This window comes from Variovorax sp. GW531-E2, from assembly GCF_059423125.1.
In genome coordinates this window covers 72,813-93,503 of the sequence record NZ_JBWKXQ010000011.1, presented here as the reverse complement: position 1 = coordinate 93,503, position 20,691 = coordinate 72,813, and the positions used below count along the sequence as shown (strand labels likewise).

At 69.5% G+C, this 20,691-nt stretch carries 13 protein-coding genes; 7 read left to right on the top strand and 6 right to left on the bottom strand.

All coding sequences use genetic code 11. From position 1 onward, the window contains the following. Nucleotides 1-9: 9 nt before the first annotated feature. The 3 genes from AC07XP_RS09900 to AC07XP_RS09890 form a co-directional block, all read right to left on the bottom strand. Nucleotides 10-831, bottom strand: coding sequence for a basic amino acid ABC transporter substrate-binding protein (locus AC07XP_RS09900; RefSeq protein WP_307583858.1), 822 nt, complete (start codon nt 829-831; stop codon nt 10-12). 42 nt (nt 832-873) lie between these two features. Beyond that, nucleotides 874-3,618, bottom strand: a complete 2,745-nt coding sequence (locus AC07XP_RS09895; RefSeq protein ID WP_495264538.1) for a circularly permuted type 2 ATP-grasp protein — start codon at nt 3,616-3,618, stop codon at nt 874-876. Between the two features lie 215 nt (nt 3,619-3,833). Beyond that, complete coding sequence (locus AC07XP_RS09890) at nt 3,834-7,334, bottom strand: transglutaminase family protein (protein WP_495264537.1); 3,501 nt, start codon at nt 7,332-7,334, stop codon at nt 3,834-3,836. Nucleotides 7,335-7,455: 121 nt separating this feature from the next. Here AC07XP_RS09890 and AC07XP_RS09885 point away from each other — a divergent pair, with 121 nt between their 5' ends. The 4 genes from AC07XP_RS09885 (at nt 7,456) to AC07XP_RS09870 (ending at nt 13,193) form a co-directional block, all read left to right on the top strand. Continuing rightward, on the top strand, nt 7,456-9,915 hold the full coding sequence (locus AC07XP_RS09885; RefSeq protein WP_495264536.1) for a DNA internalization-related competence protein ComEC/Rec2: 2,460 nt from the start codon (nt 7,456-7,458) through the stop codon (nt 9,913-9,915). A gap of 98 nt (nt 9,916-10,013) precedes the next feature. Beyond that, entirely contained in the window at nt 10,014-11,510 is a 1,497-nt protein-coding gene (locus AC07XP_RS09880; protein ID WP_495264535.1) for a circularly permuted type 2 ATP-grasp protein, read from the top strand. An 11-nt stretch (nt 11,511-11,521) separates the two neighbouring features. Beyond that, the gene (locus AC07XP_RS09875) at nt 11,522-12,478 is read left to right on the top strand and encodes an alpha-E domain-containing protein (RefSeq protein ID WP_062476763.1); all 957 of its coding nucleotides are present in this window, start codon (nt 11,522-11,524) and stop codon (nt 12,476-12,478) included. A 112-nt stretch (nt 12,479-12,590) separates the two neighbouring features. After that, nucleotides 12,591-13,193, top strand: coding sequence for an Lcl C-terminal domain-containing protein (locus tag AC07XP_RS09870; protein ID WP_495264534.1), 603 nt, complete (start codon nt 12,591-12,593; stop codon nt 13,191-13,193). Between the two features lie 6 nt (nt 13,194-13,199). On the opposite strand, the gene AC07XP_RS09865 is transcribed toward AC07XP_RS09870, so the two are convergent. Further along, nucleotides 13,200-15,011: a sulfatase-like hydrolase/transferase gene (locus tag AC07XP_RS09865; RefSeq protein ID WP_495264533.1), complete on the bottom strand. Its 1,812-nt coding sequence runs from the start codon at nt 15,009-15,011 to the stop codon at nt 13,200-13,202. Nucleotides 15,012-15,053: 42 nt separating this feature from the next. On the opposite strand from AC07XP_RS09865, the gene AC07XP_RS09860 reads away from it, so the two are divergent. After that, entirely contained in the window at nt 15,054-15,518 is a 465-nt protein-coding gene (locus AC07XP_RS09860) for an SH3 domain-containing protein (RefSeq protein ID WP_095947351.1), read from the top strand. A 12-nt stretch (nt 15,519-15,530) separates the two neighbouring features. Here the strand turns inward: AC07XP_RS09860 and glpK are convergent, their stop codons facing one another. Both glpK and AC07XP_RS09850 read right to left on the bottom strand, forming a co-directional pair. Further along, nucleotides 15,531-17,027 (bottom strand): glycerol kinase GlpK, encoded by a 1,497-nt coding sequence (gene glpK / locus AC07XP_RS09855; RefSeq protein ID WP_159272363.1) that lies wholly within the window; start codon nt 17,025-17,027, stop codon nt 15,531-15,533. Between the two features lie 19 nt (nt 17,028-17,046). Then, a complete protein-coding gene (locus AC07XP_RS09850) occupies nt 17,047-17,817 on the bottom strand; it encodes a DeoR/GlpR family DNA-binding transcription regulator (protein WP_062476748.1) in 771 nt (256 codons plus the stop codon). Between the two features lie 122 nt (nt 17,818-17,939). On the opposite strand from AC07XP_RS09850, the gene glpD reads away from it, so the two are divergent. Continuing rightward, nucleotides 17,940-19,616 (top strand): glycerol-3-phosphate dehydrogenase, encoded by a 1,677-nt coding sequence (gene glpD / locus AC07XP_RS09845; RefSeq protein ID WP_495262248.1) that lies wholly within the window; start codon nt 17,940-17,942, stop codon nt 19,614-19,616. Then, entirely contained in the window at nt 19,616-20,689 is a 1,074-nt protein-coding gene (locus AC07XP_RS09840) for an ABC transporter ATP-binding protein (protein WP_495264532.1), read from the top strand. The genes glpD and AC07XP_RS09840 overlap by 1 nt, the downstream gene beginning before the upstream one ends. The last annotated feature ends 2 nt before the right edge of the window (nt 20,690-20,691 follow it).

The window sequence follows — 20,691 nt, the reverse complement described above, 5'->3', positions numbered from 1 at the left end:
GCTCGCTGTCTACTTGGACTCGGCGCCGAAGTGCGAGGCGTAGATCTTCGCGTAGGTGCCGTCGGCCTTGATGTCGGCCAGGCCCTTGTCGATCTTCGCCAGCAGCTCGGCGTTGCCCTTCTTCACGGCGATGCCGTACTGCTCGGTCGAGAAGCCGGCATCGCTCACGGTCTTGAAGCCGCCGCCCGGGTTGTTGGCCAGGTAGTGGGCCACCACGCCGTTGTCGGCCACCACGGCCTGCACGCCGCCGGCCTCGAGTTCCTTGAGCGCCAGCGGCGTCGACTCGAAGCGCTTGATGTCGGTGCTCGACTTGCCCAGCAGCTTGCCCACCACCTCGTCGCCGGTGGTGCCGTTCTGCACGCCGACCTTGAGCTTCTTGATGTCGTCGAACTTCGCGACCGTCGAATCGCTCTTCACGGCGATGAGCTGGCGGGCTTCGAAGTAGGGCTGCGAGAAGTCCATCGTCTGGCGACGCTCGGGCGTGATGGTGATGGCCGACACCAGCAGGTCGCGGTCGCCCAGCTCGAGCGTGTTGAAGATGCCTTCCCACGGCGTGTTGACGAACTTCACCTCGATGCCGGCCTTCAGTGCGATGGCCTTCACCACATCGATGTCGAAGCCCACGACCTCGCCTTTTTCGTTCTGCGATTCGAAGGGCGTGTAGGCCGCGTCGGTGCCCACGACCAGCACGCGCGGCGCGGCAGCGGGCGGCGGTGCCGAAGCGGCCGCGGGCGCGGCGGGTTCCTGCTTGCCGCAGCCGGCGAGCGCGAGGCCGACCAGGAGGCTGGCGGCGGTCAGTGTGAGACGGCGGTTGAGGGCGATGCCGGACATGGAAATGCCTCCTTCGAAATATCGTTGTGTGTCTCTGTGGAATCAGGCGCCCACTGAGCGCAGCGATTCCGAGGTGAGCGTGAAGTAGCGCGTGCCGATGGCGTCCGACACGTGGTACGCGGCCGTCTCGCAGGTGGCGAGCAGCTCGACCAGCGCGGGGTAGTCGGCGCCGGGGCCGGCCGCGCACAGGTGTTCGAGCGTCCAGGTGGCGGGGTCGGGCAGCTCGTACGACAGGGCCGTGAGCTTGCCCGGCGCGCTGCCCGCGAGCCGCGCGATGCGCCCGCGCAGCGTCTGCGTGACCCAGGCCAGCGAGCGCGGGTTCTCGGCGTCGAGCACCAGCAGGTCGACCAGCGTGGCGACATCGCGGCGCTGCTGGTAGCGGGCATGGAAGGTGATGGTGCTGTCGAACAGCGCCACCATCGCCTCGAAGCCGCTCACCTCGTGCACGGCGCCGTTGGCGAAGCCGGCCTCGAGCGCGCTCGAGAGGAAGCCCAGCCGCTCGATGTGGCGGCCGATCGACAGCAGTCGCCAGGCGTCGTCACGCGTCATGCGGTCGGTCTGCGCGCCGGTCATGGCGGCCAGCGCGGTGCTGGCGGATTCGAGCGCGCGCAAGGCGGCGCTGGCGGCAAAGCTGCCTTCGCCGGCCTGCTCGGCCGCGCGCCGCAGGAAGTCGCTTTCGGCGCGCACGATCTGGTTCCAGTTGTCCTGCGACAGCCGTTCGCGCACGGCCGCCGCGGCCTGCCGGATGCTGCGCAGGCTGTAGCCGACGCTGCCACCGTTGTCGACGTCGCCCAGCTCGGCGATCAACGCGCGTTCGAACACGCGGCGCGACTGCGGCGCGCTCGGCGCTTCGGCCGGCACGAGCGCATTGCGCACCGCCATGCGGTGCAGCCATTCGAGCAGCGGGCGCGAGGACTGGTCTTCGCTGCCCAGCAGGTTGAGCGTGAGGCGCGCCAGGCGCACCGCGTTCTCGGCACGCTCGGTGTAGCGGCCGAGCCAGAACATGTTCTCGGCCGCGCGGCTGGTGACCGGTGCGCGGTGCCGCGCGAGCGAGGCCGGTGTGGCGTGCGGCTGCAGCAGCGTGGTGCGGTCGACCTCGCCGTGCGTCTGCACCCAGACGTCGGCACTGCTGCCGCCGCGCTGCATCGAGGCGATCTGTGCATCGGGGCCCGCCAGGCGCGCCAGGCCGCCGGGCAGCACGCGCCACGACTGCGGGCCGTCGCTCACCGCGAACACGCGCAGCATCAGCGCGCGCGGCGCGATGTGGCCGGGGCCGAGGTCGCTGGCCCAGGTCGGCATCTGCGACAGCGGCAGGTAGCCCTGCACCGTGTGGACGTCGCCCTCGCGCACGATGCGGCCGGCCCATTCGTCGATTTCGCGGCGGCCGAGCTGGCTGCCGAACACGGCGTCGAAGCTGGAGCGCCCCTGGAAGCCGGGGTAGGTCGGCTTGATGGCGCTTTCGCCGAGCTGCGGCAGCACCGCCTCGAGCGCGGCGCGTTCGCCGCACCACCAGGTCGGCAGCGCCGGCAGCTTGAGTTTTTCACCGATGAGCCGCAGCGCCAGCCCCGGCAGGAAGCCCAGCAGCGCCGGCGACTCGAGGAAGGCCGAGCCCGGCATGTTGGCCACGAGCAGGTTGCCCGCGCGGATCGCCTGCAGCAGGCCGGGCACGCCGAGCGTGGAGTCGGGCCGCAGCTCCAGCGGGTCGAGGAACTGGTCGTCGAGCCGCTTGATGAGGCCGTGCACCGGGCGCAGGCCCTGCAGGGTCTTGAGGTACAGGCGCTGGTCGCGCACGGTGAGGTCGCTGCCTTCGACCAGCGTCAGGCCGAGGTAGCGCGCCAGGTAGGCGTGCTCGAAGTAGGTTTCGTTGTACGGGCCCGGCGTGAGCAGTGCGATGTGCGGCGGCGAGCCCGACGGGCACATGCGCTGCAGGCCTTCCATCATGGCGCTGTAGGTGGCGGCCAGCCGCTGCACCTGCAGCGCCTCGAAGGCCTGCGGAAACTGCCGCGTGATCGCGAGCCGGTTCTCCAGCAGGTAGCCCAGGCCCGAAGGCGCCTGCGTGCGCTGCGAGACCACCCACCAGTTGCCGTCGGGGCCGCGCGCGAGGTCGAAGGCGGCGATGTGCAGCCAGGTGTCGCCCGCCGGCTTCACGCCGTGCAGCGCGCGCAGGTAGCCCGGGTGACCGCGCACCAGCGCCGGCGGCAGCAGGCCTTCGGCCAGCAGCTGCTGCGGGCCGTAGGCGTCGGCCATCACGCGGTCGAGCACGCGCACGCGCTGCTGCACGCCGGCCTCGATCTGGGCCCAGCTCTCGGGCGAGACGATCAGCGGAAACAGGTCGAGCGACCACGGCCGCTGCGGGCCGTTGGCGTCGGCGTACACGTTGTAGGTGACGCCGTTGTCGCGGATCTGCCGCTCCAGGCTGACCGCGCGCCGCGGCAGGTCGTTGATGCCACCGGGGCCGAGCTGTTCGAAGAAGGCGTTCCAGGCGGGGGTGAGCGGGGGCTGGTCGCTGGAGGGTGAAGGTTCCTGTGCCTGTGATTGCGAGGAGGACTGTGACTGGGATTGCGATTGCGACGGAGCCGGTCGCTCCTCGGCGGCGTCGTACAGCAGCGGGGCCGCGGCGGGCGCCGGGGCCGCGCCCGACACCGGCCGCGAGGGCGCCGCGGGCGTCGCTTGTCCCCGCAATTCGTCGAAATGCCCAGGCAGGGCCGCCGGCGCGAGCGAAGACGCCAGTGCCGCCGGATGCTCCGGGGCCTGGGCGTCGAACAGGGATTCGTTCAGGGGTTCCACAGGGGGGAGATTGTCACATCACCGTCACCGGGGCCCGCCAAGCGAAGCGATCCGGCGAAATGCCGAACGCTTCCTGGCCGATTTCATGCGCAGCGCCCGCCCGAGGAGTGGGCGGTTTTGAGGTCACGGACGGTGACCTCAAACAACGGCCACTGGACCCCGAAGGCGCGCGGCAAGCAATAAGCGCCCCGCGCGAACAGAGCCCACCTCGTTCCTCAGCGCCGCAGGTCCAGCGTGAACGGAAACTCCCGGCTGCCCGGCAGCTCGATGGTGGCCGGCGGCGTGCGCAGCAGGCCCGGCGTGTGGCCGGTGCGCGTGAAGCGCGAGTGGCGGCGGCTCTCGGCCTCGTAGGCGTTGACCGGGAAGGTGTCGTAGTTGCGGCCGCCCGGGTGGGCGACGAAGTACTGGCAGCCGCCCAGCGAGCGCTTCATCCAGGTGTCGACGAGGTCGAAGGTCAGCGGTGCGTGGGCCGGGATGCTGGGGTGCAGCGCCGAAGGCGGGTTCCACGCCTTGTAGCGCACGCCAGCCACGAACTCGCCGGTGACGCCCGTGGGCTGCAGCGGAAGCACCTTGCCGTTGACGGTGACGACGTGGCGGCTTTCGTTCAGGCCGGTCACGCGCACCTCGATGCGCTCCAGCGACGAATCGACATAGCGCACCGTGCCGCCGGCCGAGCCTTCCTCGCCCATCACGTGCCACGGTTCGAGCGCGTTGCGCAGCGACAGCTCCACACCCATCGACTGCATCTGGCCCACGAGCGGGAAGCGGAACTCGAAGTGCGGTGCGAACCAGTCGGCATCGAAGGCAAAGCCGGCCTGGCGCATCTCGCTGATGACGTCGTCGAAGTCCATCTTGACGAAGGTCGGCAGCAGGAAGCGGTCGTGCAGCTCGGTGCCCCAGCGGGTGACGGGCGCCTGGTAGGGCGCGTCCCAGAAGCGGGCGACCAGCGCGCGGATCAGCAGCTGCTGCGCGATGCTCATGCGCGCATGCGGCGGCATTTCGAAGGCGCGCAGCTCCAGGAGGCCGAGGCGGCCGGTACTGGAGTCAGGCGAGTAGAGCTTGTCGATGCAGAACTCGCTGCGGTGCGTGTTTCCCGACACGTCGATCAGGATGTTGCGCAGCGTGCGGTCGACCAGCCATGCGGGCATGTTCTGGCCGTAGATCTCGCGGTTCTTGGCGATCTCTTTCAGCGCGATTTCGAGTTCGTAGACCTGGTCGTTGCGCGCCTCGTCCACACGCGGCGCCTGGCTGGTCGGGCCGATGAACATGCCCGAGAACAGGTAGCTCAGCGACGGGTGGTTGTGCCAGTACAGCAGCAGGCTGGCGAGCAGTTCGGGACGGCGCAGGAAGGGGCTGTCGGCGGGCGTGGCGCCGCCCATCACGAAGTGGTTGCCGCCGCCGGTGCCGGTGTGGCGGCCGTCGGTCATGAACTTCTCGGCCGACAGGCGCGTCTCGAACGCGGCGTTGTAGAGGAACTCGGTGTGGTCGACGAGTTCCTTCCAGTTGTGGGCCGGGTGGATGTTGACTTCGATCACGCCCGGGTCGGGCGTCACGGCCAGCATCTTCAGGCGCGGATCGCGCGGCGGCGGATAGCCTTCCATCACGATGCGCACGCCGAGCTGCTGCGCGGTGGCTTCGACGGCGGCGACGAGGTCGAGGTAGTCCTCCAGGCGCGCCAGCGGCGGCATGAAGACGTAGAGCACGCCCGAGGCGCTGCCCTTTTTCTCGGCCGCGGGGCCGTTGGCGCGGCGCGGGTCGCGCACCTCGACGCACAGCGCGGTGCGCGTGACCCAGTGGGCCGATTCGCCGCGCAGCGGCTGGCGCGTGGCGGGTGTGGCGGCATCAGCCGCAACTGCTGCATCGCCCTTCGCCGCATCGCCGGGGCTTTGCATGCGCAGCGACGCGGCCACCACGGGTGGCGCGCCGAAGGTGTAGGGCACCTCGCCCAGGTCGGCGCCGGCCACCGGGGTGGCGGTGGCATAGCGCGCGCGGTAGTCGGACGCGCTGGGCAACGCGGCGCGCGGTGCGGTCGGGTCGCGCTCGATGAGGTAGGGGTAGTCGCCCTTGCTGGCCCACGGCTGCGAGTCGAGCGGCAGGCGGTAGCCCATGGGCGAGTCGCCCGGGATCAGGAACAGGCGGTCGTCGCGCAGGAACCAGGGCCCGGTCTTCCAGCCGGGGCCGGCGAGCGCGGGCGTGTCGCCGTTGGCGTTGCCGGGTTCGATGGGCAGCATGTAGCCGATCACCGCGTCGAGCTTCTGCGTGAACACGCGGCGCAGGCGCACGCGTTCGAGTTCGTCGTCGAGCTTGGAGTCGAAGGGGTCGACGTTCACCGGCAGGCGGCGTTCGCGCCACAGGTAGTAGTAGGTGTCCTCGTAGCCGGCCTGGATGTAGCGCTCGGTGAGGCCCAGCTTGTGCGCCAGCACGGTGGTGAAGCGGCGCGCGTCCTCGCTCGTGTAGTGCGTGGGAAAGCGCTCGTCGGCGAACAGCTCGGGGTCGTGCCACAGCGTCTGGCCGTCGGCGCGCCAGAAGATCGACAGCGCCCAGCGCGGCAGCTGCTCGCCCGGGTACCACTTGCCCTGGCCGAAATGCAGGAAGCCGCCCTGGCCGTACTCGGCGCGCAGCTTGTGAACCAGTTCGGTGGCGTAGCCGCGCTTCGTGGGGCCGAGCGCGTCGGTGTTCCATTCGGGCGCGTCGCGGTCGCTGGTGGCCACGTAGGTGGGCTCGCCGCCCATCGTCAGGCGCACGTCGCCGGCCACGAGGCGTGCATCGACCGCGTCGCCGAGCGCGAGCACCTCGGCCCATTGTTCTTCGGTGTAGGGCTTGGTGACGCGCGGCGATTCGTAGATGCGCGTGACCTTCATCTCGTGGCTGAACTCGACCTCGGACTCGTCGACGCCGCCTTCGATGGGCGCGGCGCTCGACGGCGTGGGCGTGCAGGCGAGTGGAATGTGGCCTTCACCGGCCAGCAGGCCCGAGGTGGCGTCCAGGCCGATCCAGCCGGCGCCCGGCAGGAACACCTCGCACCAGGCGTGCAGGTCGGTGAAGTCGACCGTGGTGCCGCTGGGGCCGTCGAGGGCCTTCACGTCGGGCGTGAGCTGGATCAGGTAGCCCGACACGAAGCGCGCGGCCAGGCCGCAATGGCGCAGCAGCTGCACCAGCAGCCAGCCCGAGTCGCGGCACGAGCCGCTGCCGTTGCTGAGCGTTTCTTCGGGCGTCTGCACGCCGGGCTCCATGCGGATGAGGTAGCTGACGTCCTTCTGCACCTGCTGGTTGATGCCGACCAGGAAGTCGATGGTGCGCTGTTCCTTGCGCTCGATCCTGTCGAGGTAGGCCTGCAGCAGCGGCGTGGGCTCTTCGGTGACGAGGTAGGGCGCCAGTTCTTCGGCCTGCGAGGCCGTGTACTTGAAGGGGAAGTTCTCGGCCTGCGGCTCGAGAAAGAAGTCGAAGGGGTTGTAGACCGCCATCTCGACCACGAGGTCGACCGTGACCTTGAACTCGCGCGTCTTCTCGGGGAACACGAGCCGCGCCTGGTAGTTGGCGAACGGGTCCTGCATCCAATTGACGAAGTGCTCGGCCGGTTCGACGCGCAGCGAGTACGAGATCACATTGCTGCGGCAATGGGGCGCGGGGCGCAGTCGCACGACTTGCGGGCCCAACTGCACCAGGCGGTCGTATGTGTAGTGGGTGACGTGGTGGAGTGCGGCGTGGATGGACATGCGTAGGGGCGTGCAGTGCAGCGAGGTTGCATCGAAAAGATGTCTCTGGTGAGACGCATACTAGCCCAGTTGCCAAGCAATTAACGCGCCATCGAGCGTGGGTTGGGGGAGGGTTTGCATCATGGATTCCGGGGTGTCGGGAGGGCAGTCGCGGCGTGCGTCCGAGGCTGTCGCGGGTGGGTCGGGGGCCTTCGTTGCGCTGGGCGGTACGCTGCTCGGCGCGGCGGTGCAGCTGCGCCAGCCGCTGCTGTGGGCGGCGGGTGTCTACGTCGCATTGCTGCTCGTGGGGCTCGGCGGCGGATGGCTGCTGTGGCGGTGGCGGTGGCGGGGGACTCGGCTGATCGTGCTGATGCTGTCGATGGCCGGCGCGGGCCTGGCTGGATGGCGCGCCACGGCTTACGCGCAAGGGGCGCTGGAGCCGCCGCTCGAAGGACGCGACCTGCGGCTCACGGGCGTGGTCTCGCAGATGCCACAACCCGGCGAGATCGGAACGCGCTTCCGTTTCGACGTGGAGACGGCGCAGTGGGCCGAGGCCCTGCCTGACGCTGCGCCACCGACGGTGCCGTCACGCATCGCGCTTGCCTGGTACGGCGACTACGGCGGGATGTGGGAGCAGCCCGCCGAGCGGCGTGCGTCCGTCGCACGCATCGTGGGCGAGGTGCACGCCGGCCAGCGCTGGCAACTGACCGTGCGCCTGCGCGCGCCGCACGGCAACCTCAATCCGCATGGCTTCGACAGCGAGCTGTGGGCGTGGGAGCAGGGCGTGCATGCGCAGGGCCATGTGCGGGCCGGGGCGCGCGACACCGCACCGCGCTTGCTGGGTACGACGTGGCTGCACCCGATCGAGCGGGCGCGCGAGGCCGTGCGCGATGCGGTCTTCGCCCGCGTGGACGACCGGCGGCAGGCCGGCGTGATCGCCGCGCTCGTCACCGGCGACCAGGGCGCAATCGACCGTGCCGACTGGGACGTGTTCCGCGCCACCGGTGTGGCGCACCTGATGTCGATCTCGGGCCTGCACATCACCTTGTTCGCGTGGTTCGCGGCGCATGTCGTGGGCGCGCTCTGGCGGCGCAGCGGCCGGCTCATGCTGCGGCTTCCCGCGCAGCAGGCTGCGCTCGCCGGCGGCGTGCTGTTGGCCGCGCTCTATGCGCTCTTCAGCGGCTGGGGCGTGCCCTCGCAGCGCACGGTCTGGATGCTCGCGGCCGTGGCGCTGCTGCGCCTGACGGGCCGGCGCTGGCCGTGGCCGCACGTCTGGCTGCTGACGGCGGCGGTCGTGGTGGCCGCCGATCCGTGGGCACTGCTGCAGGCCGGCTTCTGGCTCAGCTTCGTGGCGGTGGCGGTGCTGTTCGCCTCCGCCACGGCGGTGCCGGGCGAGGGGCGGGTGGGGGCGCTCACGCGCCTGGGCCGCTTCTTTCGCGAGCAATGGACCATCACGTTGGCGCTCGCGCCGCTGAGCCTGCTGCTGTTCCAGCAGGTGTCGGCCGTCGGGCTCGTGGCCAATGCGATCGCGATCCCGTGGGTGACGCTGGTGATCACGCCGCTGGCGATGCTCGGCGTGGCGGTGCCGCCGCTGTGGGACGTGGCGGCTGGCGCCGTGAAGCTGTTCGCGCTGTTGCTGCAGGCGCTCGCCGGCCTGCCGTTCGCCACGCTGTCGATGGCCGCGCCACCCGCGTGGCTGGCTGCGGGTGGCGTGGCAGGCGGCGTGCTGCTGGCGATGCGCCTGCCGTGGTCGATGCGCGCGCTCGGCCTGCCGCTGCTGTTGCCGGTGCTGCTGTGGCAGCCAGCGCGACCTGCGGTGGGCGAGTTCGACCTGCTCGCCGCCGACATCGGGCAGGGCAACGCGGTGCTCGTGCGCACCGCCACGCACAGCCTGCTGTACGACGCCGGCCCGCGCTACGGGCTCGACAGCGACGCAGGCCACCGCGTGCTCGTGCCGCTGCTGCGCGCGCGGGGCGAGCGGCTTGACATGCTCCTGCTGAGCCACCGCGACATCGACCACACCGGCGGCGCCCCCGCCGTGCTCGCCATGCAGCCGCAGGCGGCGCTGCTGAGTTCCATCGAGGCCGGGCACCCGCTGCAGGCGCTGCGCCCCGCGCGCCGCTGCGAGGCCGGGCAGCACTGGACCTGGGACGGGGTGGATTTCGAGGTACTGTTTCCCTTCGACAGCGACTACCTCGGCTTCACGCGGCCCAATGCCGTGTCGTGCGTGCTGCGCATCGGCAACGGCCGTGCCACGGTTCTATTGGCGGGCGATATCGAACGGCTGCAGGAGGCCGCGCTGGTGTCGCGAACGCCCGGGCTTGCGGCCGACGTGCTGCTGGTGCCGCACCATGGCAGCAAGACCTCGTCGAGCGAGCTTTTTCTGGACGCCGTGCGCCCGCGCATCGCGCTCGTGCAGGCCGGCTACCGCAGCCGCTTCGGCCACCCCGCGCCCGAGGTGGTGGCGCGCTACGTCGAACGCGGCGTGCAGGTGGTCGACAGCCCGCGCTGCGGCGCCGCCCACTGGGCGAGCCCGGCGCCGGCCGAGCTGAAGTGTGAACGCGCGAATGATCCGCGCTACTGGCGCCACCGCATGCCATGAAGGTCCGAAACGCGAAATGCCCTCGCATCGGGCCCAAACCTAGGGCTTCTACTGGCCTCGAACTTGCTAAGCTATGGCTCAAGGAGATTGGTCGTTCCATGCACAAATTCGACGAGATGTATGAGCAGCTCCCCTATGCGGGCGCTGCAATCCGACAGCACTACAAGCGCTACGACCAATGGCTTGCGAAGCAACCCGGTGAGGTGATGCGATCGCGGCGTGAAGAGGCGGAAATGATTTTCCGCCGGGTCGGCATCACCTTCGCGGTGTACGGCGCCAAGGACGAGGACGGCTCCGGCACCGAGCGGCTGATCCCGTTCGACCTGCTGCCCCGGATCATTCCCTCCCACGAGTGGGAGAGCATGGAAAAGGGGCTGGTGCAGCGTGTCACGGCGCTCAACCGCTTCCTGTACGACGTGTACCACGACCAGGAAATCATCAAGGCCGGCATCATCCCGGCCGAGCAGATTCTGAACAACGCCCAGTTCCGTCCCGAGATGATGGGCGTGAACGTGCCGCACAACGTCTACTCGAACATCTCGGGCATCGACATCGTGCGCGCCCCCGATGCCCAGGGCAACGGCGAGTACTACGTGCTCGAAGACAACCTGCGCGTGCCCAGCGGCGTGAGCTACATGCTCGAGAACCGCAAGATGATGATGCGGCTCTTCCCGGAGCTCTTCAACCAGAACCGCATCGCGCCGGTCGCCCACTACCCCGACCTGCTGCTCGAAACCCTGCGCGCCAGCGCGCCGCCGGCCACGGCCGAGCCCACGGTGGTGGTGCTCACGCCCGGCATGTACAACAGCGCCTACTTCGAGCACGCCTTCCTGGCCCAGCAGATGGGCGTGGAACTGGTCGAAGGGCAAGACCTGTTCGTCAAGGACGACTTCGTCTACATGCGCACCACGCGCGGCCCGGTGCGGGTCGACGTGATCTACCGCCGCGTCGACGACGACTTCCTCGACCCCGACGTGTTCCGTCCGACCTCCACCCTCGGCTGCGCGGGCCTCATGCGCGCCTACCGCGCGGGCAACGTCGTGATCTGCAATGCCGTGGGTACCGGCGTGGCCGACGACAAGTCGATCTATCCGTACGTGCCGAAGATGGTCGAGTTCTACCTCGGCGAGAAGCCGATCCTGAAGAACGTGCCCACCTACATGTGCCGCAACAAGGACGAGCTGCAGTACACGCTCGACAACATGAAGGACCTGGTCGTCAAGGAGGTGCACGGCGCCGGCGGCTACGGCATGCTCATCGGCCCTGCCGCCACGCAGGCCGAGATCGAAGACTTCAAGAAGGCCGTCATCGCCAAGCCCGACGGCTACATCGCCCAGCCCACGCTGAGCCTGTCGACCTCGCCGACTTTCGTCGACGCCGGCATCGCGCCGCGCCACATCGACCTGCGCCCCTTCGTGCTCTCGGGCAGCGAAGTGCAGATGGTGCCCGGCGGCCTCACGCGCGTGGCGCTCAAGGAGGGGTCGCTGGTGGTCAACTCGTCGCAGGGCGGCGGCACCAAGGACACCTGGATTCTCGAAGCGGACCGCACGGCCAAGCCGAAGGCGGCCACGCAGTCGCAAAGCCAATCGCAGTAGGAGCACCCACGATGCTGTCCCGCACCGCAGACCACCTCTACTGGATGTCGCGCTACACCGAGCGTGCCGAGAACACGGCGCGCATGCTCGACGTCAACTACCAGACCTCGCTGCTGCCGCAGTCGGCCGAGGTTGCCAAGTACGGCTGGCAGGGCGTGCTCTCGATCAGCGAATTGCTGCCCTGGTACAGCAAGAAGTACGACCAGATCACGCCCAACGAAGTCATGGAGTTCATGGTCAAGGACGAGAGCAATCCGTCGTCGATCGTCTCCTGCCTGAAGGCCGCGCGCGAGAACGCGCGTGCCGTGCGCGGCGCGCTCACCACCGAAGCCTGGGAAACGCAGAACACCACCTGGCTCGAAGTGAACCGCATGCTGCGCGCCGGCGACTTCGAGCGCGACCCGGGCCAGTTCTTCGAGTGGGTCAAGTTCCGCTCGCACCTGTCGCGCGGCGTCACGCTGGGCACCATGCTCCAGGATGAGGCGTTCTACTTCTCGCGCCTGGGCACCTTTTTGGAGCGTGCCGACAACACGGCGCGCCTGGTCGACGTGAAGTTCCACGCGCTCAACAGCGAGTTCTTCGGCGCCGCCACCGAGGAAGACCAGGAGTACGACTTCTATCACTGGAGCGCGATCCTGCGCAGCGTCTCGGCCTTCGAGGTCTACCGCAAGGTGTATCGCGACGTGATCAAGCCCGAGCGCGTGGCCGAGCTGCTCATTCTTCGCGCCGACATGCCGCGCTCGCTGCACGCGAGCCTGGTCGAGGTGGTCAACAACCTCGCCAAGGTGCAGAACGAGCAGAGCGCCGAAACCCAACGCCGCGCCGGCAAGCTGCTGGCCGACCTGCAGTACGCACGCGTCGACGAGATCCTGGCGACGGGCCTGCACGCCTACCTCACGCAGTTCCTCGACCGGGTGAACGAGCTGGGCGGGCGGATCAGCCAGGACTTCCTGGTGCCGGCGCACTGACGGCGTATCGAGTCGATGTCCTGCGGGCCCGTGCAGGCCCCGGGACATCGCGCACCCGGCGGTAGCATTCGAGTTCGATCTCGATCCAAGTTGCTGACCGCAGGGAGTTCTCATGAAGAAATCAATGCTTGCCCGTGATGGCAAGTGGATGGCTGCCGCCTTGGCGGCTGTCGCGTTGCTCGCCGGCTGCGACCAGGCCGCCTCACCGAAAGAACAAGCCTCCGCGCAGGCATCGACGGCCGTCGTGCTCGATGCCGCCACCGGATTGCGTTGGCTCCGCTGCGCGCTGGGGCAGACTTGGCAGGGCGGGCGTTGCGTCGGCGAGGCCGAAGCCCTGAGCCTGATGGACGCGCAGGAGCGCGTGCAGGCGCTCAACGCCAAGGGCCACGAAGGCATCTCGCAATGGCGGCTGCCGACCATCGTGGAGCTGGCGGCGCTGCGGCGTTGCGACCATGGCCTGGTCGACGAGACCTTCACGCTCGAACTGAGTCCCGAACGGGAGCCCGTCACCGTGCCCCGGTGGTGCGCCCGCGAAACCTCCGTTCCCACCATCGACGGCGCACGCTTTCCCGATACGCCGCTGCGCAAGTTCTGGTCGGGCTCGGGCAGCGAGGCCGCGCAGCACTTCTATGCCGTGGACTTCAGCAATGCGTGGATCGGCCAGAACGAGGCGGCCGAGGCCACCCACGCCGTGCGGCCGGTGGCCGATCGCTGACTCCCGCTACTTCGAGAACGACTCCACCACCACCGGAATCTCCGGCGCCTGCCACTGGTAGGCATCGCCCAGCACATTGCGTTCGGCCTTCTGCCCGCTCCAGCGGATGCCCAGCAGGTCCATCAGGCTCCAGCCGGCCCAGTCCGCGCGAAAGGGCTGCTGCGTGGCGGCGCCGGTGGGCAGCGGCTCGCGGTTGCGCCAGACGACGGCCGGGATGCGGTAGCCCGAGGCGGTGGCGGGGCTGTGGCCTGCGCGGTCGCTGCCGTGGCCGACTTCCTGGCCGTGGTCCGACAGGTACATCCAGGCGCGGTAGTCGTCCGGCTTGCCGGTGCTGCGGGTCTGCTGCAGCAGCTCCGACACCACGAAGTCGTGGTACAGCAGGGCGGCGTCGTACTCTTGGCGGAAGTGGCGCACCCAGGCCGAGCGGCCGTCCTTCACGAGGCCGTTCTCGACCGCGTCGACGCTGTCGTCGAAGGGGTTGGCGTTCTCGGGAAAGCGCAGGCTGTAGTGCGGGTGCGCGCCCATCAGGTGGACCACGATGAGCTTGCGCTCGGTGCTGGTGTCGGCAAAGGCTTCCTGCACGCAGTCGAGGATCTCGCCGTCGAGCGAGGCGCTGGCGCGGCCCGGCGTGCGGTTCACCATGTCGACGACGTCGGCGTAGCGCGCGTGCTGCTGCTCGATGGCGAGGTCGTCGTGGTTGCTGATCCACCAGACCTTGTAGCCGGCGGCGCGCGCCAGGGCCAGCAGGTGGGGCGGGCTGTCGCCGTTTCCGTTGTTTCCATTCGCGGGCTGGCCGAAATGGAACATGTTGCGCAGCGCGGGCAGGGTGCTCGCGTCGACCGACCACGCGTTGCGCAACACGGCCATGCGGTCGCCTTCCTGCGCCTTGTGCGCCTGCAGGCGCGGCGTGGTCGGGCGGCCGTAGCCGTACAGGCCCATGTTGTCGCGGTTGATGCTGTCGGTGATCACCAGCACGACGGTGGACGGTCCCTCGCGCGTGATCACCGGTGCGATCTGCCGGGCCTGGGCCATCTGCGCATCGCGGGTTTTTTCCTGGTCGGCCCAGGCGGCGCGCTGGTCGTGCAGCGACTGCGACCACTGGGTCCAGAAGACGACCGGGTGCAGCCGGCGCCAGGGCTTGCTCACGTAGGCCACGCAGGCGACGAGCAGGATGAGCAGCATCAGCGAGCGCGCCCAGAACGGCCGCCGCGCACGCGGCGCCGTGGCACCGCGTCGCGCGAACAGGCCCGCCAGCAGGCCCGCCGCCGCGAGCGCGGCCGACCAGACGACAGCGGAGCGCCAGTGCATGCGCAGGTACTCGGCGCTTTCGCGCGCGTTGGTGTTGGCCGCGGCGCCCAGCACCATGGCGCTGTCGGGCGCGGCCTGGTAGGTGTCGAGCAGGTAGGCGCGGACCACGGCGTCCAGGCCGAAGCCCATGACCCAGAGCCACACCAGCGCCGTGCGCCAGCGCCGCAGGCGTGCGCTGTGCAGCGGCCACAGCAGCCAGAGCACGGGCGGTGCGGCGAGCACCGCGAGCTGGGCGATGCGGCGGCCGTCGTGGCCCAGGGCGATCAGCGCCAGCAGCGTCGCGCCGACCACGCCGCAGGCCAGCAGGGCGCTGGAGGGAGGACGCGGGGTGTCGATGGCGGAATGTGTCAAGCGCGGCGCGGGGGAGTCGAGGGCGGGCGAATTCTGCCCCGCACCCTGCGGCCACGCGTCCAGTGTCCCGACCCTCGCGGGGTCTTTGGAGTGCGGCTCAGGGATATCCCCGCGGAACTTATCGGCGCTCAGCGTCCCAGAGGGGGCTTCGACCGGCATTTGCCGGACCTCCCGTGTCTTCTCGAAAGGAACCCTCGCCCCATGGCCCGATTCAGCCGCCGACTGCCCGCGCTCCTGCTCGCATTCTTCTTCTCGTGGATGCTGCTGCCGTCCGCCTTTGCCGCGCAGCCGCAGATGGTCAGTGTCGCGGTCAAGACCCTGAACATGCGCACCGCCCCCAGCCAGCGCGCCGAGGCGCACTGGACCGTGAGCCGGGGCTATCCGCTGCGCGTGATCGGCCGCAAGGGCGACTGGCTGCGCGTCACCGATTTCGAGAACGACAAGGCCTGGGTCTTCCGTTCGATGACGAGCAAGACGCCGCACCACGTCGTGAAGGCGAAGACCGCGCAGCTGCGCCGCGCGCCCGGCGCGCGCAGCCCGGTCGTGAAGAAGGCCGTGTACGGCGACGTGCTGCGCACCCTCGAGCGCCGCGGCGACTGGGTGAAGGTGCGCCACGAAGGCGGCGCCACCGGCTGGGTGCTGAAGCGCTCCCTCTGGGGCTGGTAAGCCCGCGCCCGCTCAGGTCGCGGTCGCCTGGCGCACCGCGCGCTCCCAGCGCGCCATCGATTCCTCGGCCTGCGCACGGCCCATGGTCGGCATGAAGCGGCGCTCCACCTTCCACAGCTTCGAGAGCTGGCGCGCGTCGGTGTAGACGCCGGTCGACAGTCCCGCGAGGTAGGCCGCGCCCAGCGCGGTGGTCTCGACCACCTCGGGTCGCACCACGGGAATGCCCAGCAGGTCGGCCTGGAACTGCATCAGCAGGTCGTTCACGCTCGCGCCGCCATCCACGCGCAGCTCGGCCACGGGCTTGCCGCCCGCGGCCACCGCGTCGCGGCTCATGGCCTGCAGCAGCGCGGCACTTTGGTACGCGATGCTTTCCAGCGCGGCGCGCGCGATGTGCGCGACCGTGGTGCCGCGCGTGAGGCCGGTGATCGTGCCGCGCGCGTCCGCGTCCCAGTAGGGCGCGCCCAGGCCGGTGAAGGCCGGCACCATCATCACGCCGCCGGCGTCGGGAACGCTCTCGGCGAGCGACTGCACCTCGGCGCTGCCCTTGATGGCCTTGAGGCCGTCGCGCAGCCACTGCACCACGGCGCCGCCGACGAACACGCTGCCTTCCATCGCGTACTGCGGGGTCGCGTCGACCTGCGCGGCGCTGGTCACGAGCAGGCCGTTGTGCGAAGGCTGGAACGCGCCGCCCGTGTGCATCAGCAGGAAGCAGCCGGTGCCGTAGGTGTTCTTGGCCATGCCGGCCTCGAAGCAGGCCTGGCCGAAGAGGGCGCTCTGCTGGTCGCCGGCCACGCCGCCGATGGGCAGCGCGTGGCCCAGCAGCGCGGCGTCGGTGTCGGCAAAGTGCGAACTGGACGGCTGCACCTTCGGCATCAGCGCGGCGGGGATGTCCAGCGCCTTCAGCAGGTCGGCGTCCCAGTCGTTCGTGTGCACGTTGAAGAGCATGGTGCGCGAGGCGTTGCTCACGTCGGTCACGTGCACCTTGCCGCCGGTGAGCTGCCACATGAGCCAGCTGTCGACCGTGCCGAAGGCCAGTTCGCCGCGTTCGGCCTGGGCGCGCGCGCCGGGCACGTTGTCGAGCAGCCAGCGCAGCTTGGTGCCCGAGAAATACGCGTCGATCACCAGGCCGGTCTTTTCGCGGATGGTGTCGCTCAGGCCCTGCTCGCGCAGCTGCGCGCACAGCGGCTCGGCGCGGCGGTCCTGCCAGACGATGGCGTGGTGCACCGGCTGGCCGGTGGTGCGGTTCCACAGCACGGTGGTCTCGCGCTGGTTGGTGATGCCGATGGCGTGGATGTCGGCGGGCTGCAGCTTCGCCTTGGCCAGCACCTCGCGCGCGGTGGCCAGCTGGCTGCGCCAGATTTCCATCGGGTCGTGCTCGACCCAGCCCGGCTGCGGGTAGATCTGCGTGAGTTCCTTCTGGGCGATGGCGACGATGCGGCCTTCGCGGTCGAACACGATGCTGCGCGAGCTGGAGGTGCCCTGGTCCAGGGCAAGCAGGTAGGTGGTCATTCGATGAGTCTGATGGGGTTCAGTTGTCGCGCGCGATCTCCAGGCGCACCTGCGCGGCGTGCAGCAGGTCGGGGAAGGGCGGCGGCGGCGCGGCGTCGGTGAACAGGCGGTCGATCTGCGAGAGCGTGCCCAGCTGGATCATGGCCGGCCGGTTGAACTTGCTCGCGTCGGCCGCCAGCCACACCTCGCGCGCCTGGGCAATGATGGTCTGCGCGACCTTCACCTCGCGCAGGTCGAAGTCGCGCAGCGAGCCGTCGGCCTCGATGCTGGACACGCCGATGAGCGCGATGTCGACCTTGAACTGGCGGATGAAGTCGATGGTGGCTTCGCCCACCACGGCGCGGTCGCGCGGGCGCACCGAGCCGCCGGCCACGATCACCTCGCAGGCCGTGTTGCCGCTGAGGATGGTCGCCACGTTCAGGTTGTTGGTGATCACGCGCAGGCCCGTGTGGCGCATCAGCGCCTTGGCGATGGCCTCGGTGGTGGTGCCGATGTTCAGGATCAGCGAACAGTCGTTGGGCACCAGCTCGGCCACGCGGCGCGCAATGCGCGCTTTTCCGTCGGCATTGAGCGTTTCGCGCTGCTGGTAGCCGATGTTCTCGGTGGTCGAGCTGGGCACGCGCACGCCGCCGTGGAAACGCGTGAGCAAGCCCGCATCGGCCAGCCGCTGCACGTCGCGCCGCACGGTCTGCAGCGTGACGCCCAGCATGTCGGCGAGCTGTTCGACGGTGACCGAACCGCGCGCGCGCACGGTGTCGAGGAGGTTGATCTGGCGCGGGTTGGAGTTCACAGAGGCGTCGTGGAAAGCGGAAAGACTGGGGTCGAGGGTACAGGCCGCGTCACTTTAAAACGAAAGAAAACGAAGCCGAGTAAGGGAAAACTCGGAGGAAAATCGCGCCAAAAGGAATCCAAATGAAAAAACGCGAAAATACAATCTCGGCCTTTGCTGACAAAAGTCACGAACCTACGGACCTCCAGCCTGTGACCGATTTCTCCTCTCCAGCGGCCGAACCTGCCACCGATTGCGATGTGCTGATCGTCGGCGGTGGCATCAACGGCTGCGGCATTGCGCGCGACCTCGCCGGCCGGGGCTGGCGCGTGGTCCTGTGCGAGAAGGACGACCTGGCCTCGCACACCTCGTCGTCGTCCACCAAGCTGATCCACGGCGGGCTGCGCTACCTCGAGTACTACGAGTTCTCGCTGGTGCGCAAGGCGCTGCAGGAGCGCGAGGTGCTGCTCAAGAGCGCGCCGCACATCATGTGGCCGCTGCGCTTCGTGATGCCGCACGACCCCTCGATGCGCCCGGCCTGGATGATCCGCATCGGCCTGTTCATGTACGACCACCTCGCCAGGCGCGAGGTGCTGCCGCCGTCGCGCGGCATCGACCTGCGCCAGCACCCGGCCGGCGCGCCGCTCAAGGCACAGTACAAGCGCGGCTTCGTGTACTCCGACGGCTGGGTCGACGACGCGCGGCTGGTGGTGCTCAACGCCATCGATGCGCGTTCGAAGGGCGCCGAAGTGCTCACGCGCACGCGTTGCATCCACGCACAGCGTGGCGCCGACGGCTGGGTCGCGACGCTCGAAGGCCCCGATGGCGCGCACCGCACCGTGCGTGCGCGCGCCGTGGTGAATGCGGCCGGCCCCTGGGCCGAATCCTTCCTGCGCGGCGTGGCCCAGTCGGCGCGCGGCGAGGCGCTGGCCACCAAGAGCCTGCGGCTCGTGAAGGGCAGCCACATCATCGTGCCGCGCCTGTTCGACCACGACCACGCCTACATCTTCCAGAACCCCGACAAGCGGATCATCTTCGCCATTCCCTACCAGGGCGCGTTCACGCTGATCGGCACCACCGACATCGAGATCAGCGGCGACGACCCCGGCGCCGCGCGCATCGCGCAGGAAGAGATCGACTACCTGTGCACCCAGGCCAGCCGCTACTTCGACAAGGCCATCGTGCCGGCCGACGTGGTCTGGACCTACTCGGGCGTGCGCCCGCTGCTGGACGACGCCTCGGGCGACCCCTCGGCCGTCACGCGCGACTACCTGCTCGAGTCGAACACCACCGCCGCGCCGCTGCTGTCGGTGTGGGGCGGCAAGATCACCACCTTCCGCAAGCTGGCCGAGGACGCGGCCGACGAGGTCGGCAAGATGCTCGGCCAGTCGAATGCCCAGCGCCCGGCCTGGACCGACGGCGCCTTCCTGGCCGGCGGCGACCTGTCGGCCTGGATCGGCGCGCCCAAGCGCCCCGACGACGACTTCGCCCGCTTCGTGGCCGCCGTGCAGGCGAAGTACCCCTGGCTCGACGCCCAGGTCGCGCTGCGGCTGGCGCGCGGCTACGGCGCGCGCGTGGCCGAACTGGTCGGCGAGGCGCAATCGCTGGCCGACATGGGCGCCGAGGTGGCGCCCGGCCTGTACGAGCGCGAGCTGCGCTTCCTGCAGGCGCGCGAATGGGCCGTGAGCTCGGACGACGTGCTCTGGCGCCGCACCAAGCTCGGCCTGCACTACACGCCCGCCGAGCGCGAGCAAGTGGCCATCTGGCTGCAGGCCAACGCAAAGAACAACAACGACACCGTGGAAGTGGAGGTGAGCTGATGCAGCTGACTCTGGAGCGCGTCACCAAGAAGGTCGGCGCGCAAACCTGGCTCTACGAGCAGAGCATTGCGCCCAAAAGCGGCGCGGTGACCGTGCTGCTCGGCGCCACGCAGGCCGGCAAGACCAGCCTGATGCGCCTCATGGCCGGGCTCGACACGCCGAGCACCGGGCGTGTGCTGGTGGACGGCAAGGACGTCACCGGCACGCCGGTGCGCGAGCGCAATGTCGCGATGGTCTACCAGCAGTTCATCAACTACCCCTCGCTCAAGGTGGCCGACAACATCGCCTCGCCGCTGAAGCTGCGCGGCGAGTCGAACATCGACGCGCGGGTGAAGGCGCTGGCCGACAAGCTGCACATCGGCATGTTCCTCGACCGCTACCCGCAGGAGCTGTCGGGCGGCCAGCAGCAGCGCGTGGCGCTGGCGCGCGCGCTCGCCAAGAACGCACCGCTCATGCTGCTCGACGAGCCGCTGGTCAACCTCGACTACAAATTGCGCGAAGGCCTGCGCGAAGAACTCACGCAGCTCTTCGCCACCGGCGACTCGACCGTCATCTACGCCACCACCGAGCCGGGCGAAGCGCTGCTGCTGGGTGGCTACACGGCCGTGATGGACGCCGGCGAGCTGCTGCAGTACGGCCCGACCGCCGAGGTGTTCCACGCGCCGCAGTCGCTGCGCGTGGCGCGCGCCTTCAGCGATCCGCCGATGAACCTGCTGGCGGGCACGGCGGCGGCCGGCCGCGTGCAACTCTCGGGCGGGCCCGCGCTGACGCTGGCCCTGCCTGACAGCGTGTCGGGCGCGGTCACGGTCGGCCTGCGCGCGAGCGCCTTGAACGTGAACGCAGGGGAGGGCGACATCGCCTTGCCCGGCAAGGTGGAGCTGGCCGAAATTTCGGGCTCCGACACCTTCGTGCACGTCGACACGGCGGTGGGCGAACTGGTGGCGCAGCTCACCGGTGTGCACCGCTTCGAGCTGGGCGCTTCGATCACGCTGTACTTCAGCGCATCGCAAGCCTATGTGTTCGATGCCAGCGAAAAGCTGGCGCTCGCGCCGGCATGGCGCAAAGGAAGCTAGTC

Excerpts from the sequence above, each read along its gene's own strand:
- AC07XP_RS09900 (WP_307583858.1), bottom strand. The coding sequence starts at position 831 with ATGTCCGGCATCGCCCTCAACCGCCGTCTCACACTGACCGCCGCCAGC.
- AC07XP_RS09890 (WP_495264537.1), bottom strand. The coding sequence starts at position 7,334 with ATGTCCATCCACGCCGCACTCCACCACGTCACCCACTACACATACGAC.
- AC07XP_RS09885 (WP_495264536.1), top strand. The coding sequence starts at position 7,456 with ATGGATTCCGGGGTGTCGGGAGGGCAGTCGCGGCGTGCGTCCGAGGCT.
- AC07XP_RS09880 (WP_495264535.1), top strand. The coding sequence starts at position 10,014 with ATGCACAAATTCGACGAGATGTATGAGCAGCTCCCCTATGCGGGCGCT.
- AC07XP_RS09875 (WP_062476763.1), top strand. The coding sequence starts at position 11,522 with ATGCTGTCCCGCACCGCAGACCACCTCTACTGGATGTCGCGCTACACC.
- AC07XP_RS09870 (WP_495264534.1), top strand. The coding sequence starts at position 12,591 with ATGAAGAAATCAATGCTTGCCCGTGATGGCAAGTGGATGGCTGCCGCC.
- AC07XP_RS09865 (WP_495264533.1), bottom strand. The coding sequence starts at position 15,011 with ATGCCGGTCGAAGCCCCCTCTGGGACGCTGAGCGCCGATAAGTTCCGC.
- AC07XP_RS09860 (WP_095947351.1), top strand. The coding sequence starts at position 15,054 with ATGGCCCGATTCAGCCGCCGACTGCCCGCGCTCCTGCTCGCATTCTTC.
- glpK (WP_159272363.1), bottom strand. The coding sequence starts at position 17,027 with ATGACCACCTACCTGCTTGCCCTGGACCAGGGCACCTCCAGCTCGCGC.
- glpD (WP_495262248.1), top strand. The coding sequence starts at position 17,940 with ATGAAAAAACGCGAAAATACAATCTCGGCCTTTGCTGACAAAAGTCAC.
- AC07XP_RS09840 (WP_495264532.1), top strand. The coding sequence starts at position 19,616 with ATGCAGCTGACTCTGGAGCGCGTCACCAAGAAGGTCGGCGCGCAAACC.